Here is a 7,911-nt window from a genome sequence, read left to right as displayed (position 1 = left end):
AGCCTTGATAGCGGGCGAAGCCCAATTGTGCGAGGTGATTGGCGCAAACCTTGGCTTGCTCGAACAATGGCGCAACCAGGCCGTAGGCAATGCCGCGATGGCTGGCGCATTCACCGATGGCGTAGACCCGTGGGTCGTAGGTTTGCATCGTGTCGTTGACCAGAATCCCGCGATTGCAGGGGATGCCGGATTTTTCCGCGAGTTCGGTGTTGGGGCGAATGCCGGCGGCCATGACCACCAGGTCGGCGGGAATGATCTCTCCGTTCTTGAATTCAACCGAGCCGACCCGGCCATTGCCGGCATCGTGCAGCGCCTGGGTTTGTTCGCACAGGCGAAAGTGCAGGCCGCGTGCTTCCAGTGCGGTTTGCAGCAACTGGCCGCTGGTCTTGTCGAGTTGGCGCTCCAGCAGCCATTCGCCGATATGCACCACGGTGACGTGCATGCCGCGCAGCATCAGGCCGTTGGCAGCTTCCAGGCCGAGCAAGCCACCGCCGATGACGACGGCGTGCTTGTGGGTCTTGGCGGTGTTGATCATGGCCTGGGTGTCGGCGATGTCGCGGTAGCCGATCACGCCCTCCAGGGTGTTGCCCGGGATCGGCAGAATGAACGGGGTCGAACCGGTGGCGATCAGCAGGCGATCGTATTCAGCCTCGCTGCCGTCTTCGGCGATGACCCGGCGTTTGACCCGGTCGATCTCCACCACTTTGCGGTTGAGCAACAGCTTGATGTTGTTGTCCAGGTACCAGTCGAGGTCGTTGAGCACGATCTCTTCGAACGTCTGCTCACCGGCCAGTACCGGCGACAGCAGGATGCGGTTGTAGTTGGTGTGGGGTTCGGCGCCGAAGACCGTGATGTCGTAGAGCTCGTTGCTCAGCTTGAGCAGTTCTTCCAGGGTGCGAACCCCGGCCATGCCGTTGCCGATCATCACCAGTTTTAGTTTTTTCATCAGGTTCTCCGGGGGAGCTCCGACCCGCCTCATCAGGGCTTCAGGTCTGGCTCGACAAATTTTGCGCAAACAAAAAAAGGCGTCCCGCTAGTTGCCTAGCGAGGACGCCTTTGTCCTGGTCCCGTTCTCTCGGGAAGCGCAACCTTCGTCGTTGAAGGCCGGGCTTTATGTGTGGTGAAAAGGGTAATGCAGTGGTTGTGCCAAGTGCCTCAGATCGCCGGATTTATTAGGTTTGGTCGCAGTCTCGGATTTGGATAGGGACGTTTTTGCACCGATTCAATGCACGTTGCCCGCAATTGGCGCGGCTTCTGTAGCAGCTGGCAAAGCCTGCGTTCGGCTGCGAAGCAGTCGTAATTTCAGACGGCATGGTGTGCCAGATGTACCCAGCATCCAGGATTTACRACTGCTTCGCAGYCGAACGCAGGCTTCGCCAGCTGCTACAAGGGATTTGTGTCAGCCATGAAATACAAGAACCAGCAGCACCAGATTCAACAGCAACGACACCAACGCCATTGTCCGCCAGACCTTCAGCGGCTCGCGTTCCAATAACGGTCTGGGACGAACACTCAAACTGCGGCGCTCGCCTTGTTCCAGAAGCAGCAGCCATTCTTCAGCCGTTTCAAAGCGCTGAAGCGGATCCGCCGCCACGGCGCGTTCCAGGCATTGCGCAATCCACTCGGGCAAGTCCGGCCGATAACGACTGGCACTGACCGGTACACCGAACCGGGGGCGCTGGAACGCTTCGATTTCACCGTAGGGATAATGCCCGGTCAGCAGGAAATACAGCGTCACGCCCACCGCGTACAGATCCTGTTGCGGGGTCGGGGCGCCTCCGAGAAAGGCTTCCGGCGCTATGTAACTGGGCGTTCCCGGCAGGGCGGAAGGTTGATCCTCCGACAGGCCTGCGCAATAGGCCAGGCCGAAATCCAGCAGGCGCAACTCGCCGTCGTCACCCAGCAGCAGGTTTTCCGGTTTGATATCGCGGTGCAGAATCTGCCGTCGATGCAGCATGCCGACCGCCCTTAGCAGGCGTTCGGCCAGATCCCGCCATTGCACAAGCGGCATGGGGCCTACGCCCGAATGCAGTTCTGCCAGCGTAGATCCGGAATATTCGCGCATCACGTAGTACAAATGCTGACGCTGACTGGCGGCATGGACTTCAGGAAAGTGCCGTCCGGCCACGCGTTTGAGAAACCACTCTTCCGACAGCAACGCTTGGCCGGCCAGATGATCGTCGCGTAGCGCAGCAGGCAGGGTTTTCAATAGCCAGGGTTGTCGTTGCCCGTCGAGCACCCGGTACAGCAGCGATTGCTGGCTGTGGCCGAGAACCCCTTCGATTTGCCAGCCTTCGAAGGATTGACCGGGTTTGAGCGTTGGGGGCAGTGGCCATTGTTGTAAATGCATCAGCGCATCGCCAATGCTCGTTTCACCCAAGGCATCGACCCGCACCAGCAGGGCACTGGCATTGTCCTGACTGCCAGCCAGATGCGCGGCATTCACCAAGGTTTGTGCCGCGCTGTCCAGATCGGGCTGATCTCGCAGAATAGCGGCAATGGCGGTGTCGCCCAATACCGCCCAAACGCCGTCGCTGAGCAGCACGAAACTTTCATTCAGGCGCAATTCGCCATCGAGAAAATCCAGCACCAGATGTTGATCCAGCCCCAGCGCACGCTTGAGCACGTGCTGCATGCCCGGTTGGTCCCAGACATGATCCTCACTGACGCGCTGCAACTGGTCCGCGTGCCAGCGATACACCCGGCAATCTCCTACATGAGCCAGGGTAAAGCGCCTGCCGCGCATGACCAAAGCACTGACGGTGGTCAACAGCGGTTGCCCACCGCCGTTGGCCTGCAACCAGCGATTTTGCGCCAGTAGCAAGCGGTCCAATGCTTGAGCGACCCCCCAGGTTTGCGGGGTGGCGTAATAGTCCAGCGCCAGGGCCTGCAAGGTCGAACGGGCCGCGAGACCGCCGTCGGCGCATTGGCTGACCCCGTCGGCAATGGCGAACAGGTAACCCTTGCTGACCGCCAGCGCCGGGTTCGGCGTCACCAGGCGCAGGGCATCCTGATTTTCCTCCCGCGGGCCGATGGCGCTGGATTGGGCAAAGCTCAGTTGCAGGCTCATCGAGGACTCAGACCCGAGCCGCCGTCACGGCAGCCGAACCCCAAGTGGTTCTCCAGCGACGCTTCACGCCGTGCAGACCGAACCAGGCCAAAACACCGAGGCTGGCGAACAACCACAAGGCCAGTTGATAGCTGCCGGTGCTTTGCTTGATCGCGCCCATGCCTGCCGCCAGCGCAAAGCCACCGATGCCGCCGGCCATGCCGATCAAACCGGTCATCACACCGATCTCCCGCCGAAAACGCTGTGGCACCAACTGGAAAACCGCGCCGTTGCCTGCACCCAAACCGAGCATGGTGCAGACGAAAAGCGCCAGCGCCGCGTAGGAACTCGGCAGATTGAAACCCACCACCGCGATACAGAGCGCCGCCACTGTGTACATTCCCAGCAACGTGCGAATACCGCCGAAACGGTCTGCCAGTGCGCCGCCCAACGGACGCATCAGGCTGCCGCCGAACACGCAGGCCGCTGTGTAGTAACCGGCTGTGACCGGACTCAGGCCGTATTGGTCGTTGAAGTAGCCGGGCAGAGCGCTGGCCAGGCCGATGAAACCACCGAAGGTCACGCTGTAGAAAAACATGAACCACCAGCTGTCGCGGTCGCCCAGGGCTTTGAAGTAGTCAGCCATGGATTTGGCTTTCGGCCGTTCAGGTGCGTTTTTCGCCAGCCAGGCGAAGACGATGATGGTGAGGATCAGCGGGATCAGAGCGAAGCCGAACACGTTGCTCCAGCCGAACGCGGCCGCCAATACCGGGGCGATTAGCGCTGCGAGCACCGTGCCGGAGTTGCCAGCGCCGGCAATGCCCATGGCTTTGCCCTGATGTTGCGGCGGATACCATTGCGAGGCCAGCGGCAGGGCGACGGCGAAGGACGCACCGGCCATGCCGAGGAACAGGCCCAGCACCAGCGCTTGTTCGTAGCTGTGAATCCCGAGTTTCCAGGCGCCGAACAGCGCGCAGATGACGATCACCTGGCCAATCAGCCCGGCGGTTTTTGGCGACAGGCGATCCGCCAGCATGCCCATGATAAAGCGCAGCACGGCCCCGGCCAGAATTGGCGTCGCTACCACCAGCCCGCGCTGTTGGGTGGTCAGGTGCAGGTCTGCGGCGATCTGCACTGCCAACGGGCCCAGCAGGTACCAGACCATGAAGCTCAGGTCGAAGTAGAGGAAGGCCGCAAACAGTGTCGGCGTGTGGCCGGATTTCCAGAAGCTTGAATTCATCGCGCACCTCAGCTGTGAAGAGTCTCGAGAAGGAGTCATGAGCTAGCAGGTGGGGCGCCTAAGGGCCGCACCACCGGCCCCGGGCTGTGGGGCCAAAACTAAAAAACGCCGCCACCTGATTCGCCAAGGGCAAATGAGGTGAGCGACGTCTTTGTCGTAGGTGGGGCAACCGCCGTTGGTTACCTGTGGTAATTACTTAGCCAGATTTGTGCCAGTTTCATGAGATGGTTCCCACGCTCCACGTGGGAATGCCGCCATGGACGCTCCGCGTCCGCTTCTCGCTGTGACGCGGAGCGTCACGGGATGCATCCCCACGCGGAGCGTGGGAACGATCGGTTACCCGAGTAACTCACTCATGGCAATGATCTGCTCCGCCACCTGGATCAGCTTCTGCTGCCGGCTCATGGCCTGGCGGCGCATCAGGGTGTAAGCCTCTTCCTCATTGCAATCTTTCATCTTCATCAACAGCCCCTTGGCCAGTTCGATGCGCTTGCGTTCGGCCAGTTGTTGGTCGCGGGCATGAAGTTGAGCGCGTAACGCCTGGTCACTTTCAAAGCGTGCCATGGCCACGTCGAGAATCGGCTGCAAGCGTTGTGCGTGAATACCTTCGACGATGTAGGCACTGACCCCGGACTGGATCGCCTGGCGCATCACGCCGGGGTCATGCTCATCGGTAAACATGACGATCGGTCGTGGCTGGTCGCGGGTCACCAGCACCACTTGCTCCATCACATCGCGGCTCGGTGACTCGGTATCGATCAGAATCACGTCCGGACGCACCGTTTCGACGCGTTCGGGCAGGTCGATGGTCAAACCCGATTCGTCGATCACCTCGAACCCGGCTTCGGTCAGCGCGGCTTTGAGGCGGCCGACTTTCTTTGCGGTGTCGTTGATCAGCAGGATACGCAGCATGTTTGCAGTCTCCTGTCAGCGGTGAGCGAATCGTTGCGAGCTGTCGCTCAGGGCGTGCAACTTGAAGCTGCGGGCATAACTGGACGGACTGGAGCCGTCCCAGACTTTGCCGTCGATCAACTGGCTGCTGCGCATGTCCTGACCACTGGCGGCGACACCGACAGCGCTGGCGGCCTCGCGGTACAGGTCCAGTTGCTGGACCTGACGGGCTACGCCGAGGTAATCCGGATCGTCGCGCAACAATCCCCAGCGTCGGAACTGGGTCATGAACCACATGCCGTCGGACAGGTACGGCAGATTGACCTCACCGCTGGCATGGAAGCGCAGCGCATGCGGGTCCTGCCAGCGATTGCCCAGACCATCAGCGTAATCCCCCAGCAGGCGCGGTTCAATGCAGTCCAGCGGTGCGTCGAGGTAGTCGGGTGCGCTCAACAGTTGCGCGGTGCTGCGGCGGTTTTCCGTGCTTTGCTCAATGAACCGGCTGGCTTCCAGGATCGCCATCACCAAGGCTCGCGCGGTGTTGGGGTAGTGCTCGACAAACGCACGGGTGCAGCCGAGGACTTTTTCCGGGTGATCGGGCCAAATGGTCTGCGACGTCGCCAGGGTAAAACCGAGATTTTGCTGCACCGCGCTGGCGGACCACGGCTCACCCACGCAAAAACCATCGATGCGTCCGGCTTGCAGGTGTGTGACCATTTGCGGTGGCGGCACCACCACGCTGTCAACATCCTGCAATGGATGGATACCCTGGCTCGCCAGCCAGTAATACAGCCACATGGCGTGGGTGCCGGTGGGAAATGTCTGGGCGAAGGTGAGTTTTGGGCGAGTTTGGTGCACGTGGCGGTCGAGTGCTTCAGGACTGGTCACGCCCAACGCCTGCAAACCATGGGAGAGATTGATGCTCTGGCCGTTCTGGTTCAGTCCCATCAGCACGGCCATATCTGTCGAGGCCACGCCGCCAATGCCCAAGTGGACGGCATAAATCAGGCCGTACAAGCTGTGGGCGGCGTCAAGTTCGCCGCTGACCAGTTTGTCCCGCAGGTTGGCCCAGGACGACTGGCGCTTGAGGTTCAGGGTCAGACCGTAGGGCTGGGCAAAGCCCTGCGTGGCGGCGACCACGACCGAAGCGCAGTCGCTCAGGGCCATGAAACCGAGATTGATGTCGGTCTTTTCCGGGGCATCGCTGCCGTGGACCCAAGCCAGAGGGTTGGCTGGAACTTCAATCATCAATAAGCACCTTTCCATAAAAAAAACGCCGCAACGGGCTGCTTGCCAGAGCAAGGCCCAGTGACGACGCCTTTGTCTTGCGACCCATTCCGCCGTTGGCATGAGTGCTGATACCGGTGACGGTGCAAGGCATATGCCATCGCTCGCTGATTTTATCGCGCGCCTCGCCTGCAACCCGATGCCCGGCTATAATTGCCGCCACTTTTCGTAGCCCAGAGTCAAACCCGCCCATGTACACCCTGGCCCGTCAGATGTTGTTCAAACTTTCCCCGGAAACCTCCCACGATCTGTCCCTGGACCTGATCGGCGCGGGCGGGCGTTTGGGCCTCAATGGCTTGCTGTGCAAGGCCCCGGCGAAAATGCCGGTGTCGGTCATGGGCCTGGACTTCCCGAACCCGGTGGGTCTGGCGGCCGGTCTGGACAAGAACGGCGCGGCCATCGACGGTTTCGCTCAACTGGGTTTTGGTTTTGTCGAAATCGGCACCATCACTCCGCGCCCGCAGCCGGGCAACCCGAAACCACGGATTTTTCGTCTGCCGGAAGCCGAGGCGATCATCAACCGCATGGGCTTCAACAACCTTGGTGTCGACCATTTGCTGGCCCGCGTGGCGGCGGCCAAGTACAAAGGCGTGCTGGGCATCAACATTGGCAAGAACTTCGACACCCCGGTTGAGCGCGCGGTCGACGATTATCTGATTTGCCTGGACAAGGTATATGCCCACGCCAGCTACGTGACGGTCAACGTCAGTTCACCGAACACCCCGGGCCTGCGCAGCCTGCAGTTCGGCGATTCGCTCAAGCAGTTGCTCGCTGATCTGGCCGCGCGCCGCGCAGAACTGGCGTTGCGCCACGGCAAACATGTCCCGCTGGCGATCAAGATCGCGCCGGACATGACCGACGAAGAGACCGCACAGGTCGCACAAGCGCTGATGGAAACCGGAATGGACGCGGTGATCGCCACTAACACCACCCTGAGTCGCGTCGGCGTCGAAGGCATGGAATACGGTGACGAGGCGGGCGGTCTGTCCGGCGCACCGGTTCGCGACAAGAGCACCAACACCGTGAAAGTGCTGGCGGCGGAACTGGCAGGTCGCCTGCCCATCATCGCCGTGGGCGGCATCACCGAAGGCAAACACGCGGCCGAGAAAATCGCGGCGGGTGCGAGCCTGGTGCAGATCTACTCCGGCTTTATCTACAAAGGCCCGGCGTTGATTCGTGAGTCGGTAGACGCCATCGCAGCCCTGCGCTGACCTGTAGCAGCTGTCGAGCCTGCGAGGCTGCGTCCGGCTGCGAAGCAGTCGTGAAATCAGACACTGCGGTTTTGCAGATACACCGTACATTCAGGGTTTACGACTGCTGCGCAGCCGGACGCAGCCTCGCAGGCTCGACAGCTGCTACAGGTCAGCGCAGGGCTGCGATGGCGTCTACCGACTCACGAATCAACGCCGGGCCTTTGTAGATAAAGCCGGAGTAGATCTGCACC

Annotated in this window: 7 protein-coding genes; 1 reads left to right on the top strand and 6 read right to left on the bottom strand. The window is 61.1% G+C overall.

Annotated elements, in window-relative coordinates:
* The 5 genes from AC1DSG_RS23900 to AC1DSG_RS23880 form a co-directional block, all read right to left on the bottom strand.
* Positions 1 to 946 (bottom strand): NAD(P)/FAD-dependent oxidoreductase (locus tag AC1DSG_RS23900; RefSeq protein WP_477793098.1); only part of this gene is annotated, 946 nt, incomplete at its 3' end.
* A gap of 453 nt (positions 947 to 1,399) precedes the next feature.
* On the bottom strand, positions 1,400 to 3,070 hold the full coding sequence (locus AC1DSG_RS23895; RefSeq protein ID WP_477793097.1) for a bifunctional protein-serine/threonine kinase/phosphatase: 1,671 nt from the start codon (positions 3,068 to 3,070) through the stop codon (positions 1,400 to 1,402).
* A gap of 7 nt (positions 3,071 to 3,077) precedes the next feature.
* A complete protein-coding gene (locus tag AC1DSG_RS23890; RefSeq protein WP_477793096.1) occupies positions 3,078 to 4,289 on the bottom strand; it encodes a nitrate/nitrite transporter in 1,212 nt (403 codons plus the stop codon).
* A 336-nt stretch (positions 4,290 to 4,625) separates the two neighbouring features.
* The gene (locus tag AC1DSG_RS23885) at positions 4,626 to 5,201 is read right to left on the bottom strand and encodes an ANTAR domain-containing response regulator (RefSeq protein WP_007948251.1); all 576 of its coding nucleotides are present in this window, start codon (positions 5,199 to 5,201) and stop codon (positions 4,626 to 4,628) included.
* A gap of 15 nt (positions 5,202 to 5,216) precedes the next feature.
* Positions 5,217 to 6,428 carry a CmpA/NrtA family ABC transporter substrate-binding protein gene (locus tag AC1DSG_RS23880; RefSeq protein WP_477793095.1) on the bottom strand — a complete coding sequence of 404 codons (1,212 nt, stop codon included), beginning with the start codon at positions 6,426 to 6,428 and terminating at the stop codon, positions 5,217 to 5,219.
* Positions 6,429 to 6,658: 230 nt separating this feature from the next.
* Between AC1DSG_RS23880 and AC1DSG_RS23875 the strand changes: the two genes are divergently transcribed.
* Positions 6,659 to 7,678 carry a quinone-dependent dihydroorotate dehydrogenase gene (locus AC1DSG_RS23875; protein ID WP_477793094.1) on the top strand — a complete coding sequence of 340 codons (1,020 nt, stop codon included), beginning with the start codon at positions 6,659 to 6,661 and terminating at the stop codon, positions 7,676 to 7,678.
* A gap of 151 nt (positions 7,679 to 7,829) precedes the next feature.
* Here the strand turns inward: AC1DSG_RS23875 and AC1DSG_RS23870 are convergent.
* The coding region (locus AC1DSG_RS23870; RefSeq protein WP_477793099.1) for a hypothetical protein at positions 7,830 to 7,911 on the bottom strand (82 nt) is incomplete at its 5' end.

Source organism: Pseudomonas sp. P5_A12, from assembly GCF_056400685.1.
Note: the sequence above shows the minus strand (reverse complement) of the source record. Positions and strands in the feature narration are given on the sequence as shown.